General features: G+C 59.5%; 1 pseudogene. It reads right to left on the bottom strand.

Annotated elements, in window-relative coordinates:
- Positions 1-393, bottom strand: a pseudogene (locus tag GA615_RS27270) (hypothetical protein); the annotation flags it as partial.

The raw sequence follows: 393 nt of genomic DNA, 5'->3' as shown, positions 1-393 counted from the left end.
GCCGAGGAACGACTCGGGCGGGGTCTCCTCCTCCTGGAAATGAGGATTCCTGCCGAACGAATAGGCAACCTTGACCGTCTCACCGCCGTCCGTGGAGTAGTAGATATTCACGGGAGCCGGCCCACCGAGCACATTGCAGTAGTTGCCCCATACGAGCATCTCCCTGCCGTCAATGTCCCAGGTGTGAATGCCGTCGAGCGGATGGAAATACCAGCCGGGACGAGCGGGGTCCTTCGCGACATGCGGTCGGTAATCACTCCCGTCGCAATCCTCGACGACGATCTCGCGATATGTCCCGAGATTGTCGGTGCTCAGGAACAGCTTCTCGCGCGTGGCGAAGAGGATGTTTCCATTCTTGAGCAGGCAACTGAAGGTGATGTTGTCCGCGTCCGG

It is taken from the genome of Tautonia marina (assembly GCF_009177065.1).
Taxonomy (GTDB): Bacteria; Planctomycetota; Planctomycetia; order Isosphaerales; family Isosphaeraceae; genus Tautonia; species Tautonia marina.
This window is presented reverse-complemented; position numbering and strand designations above follow the sequence as displayed.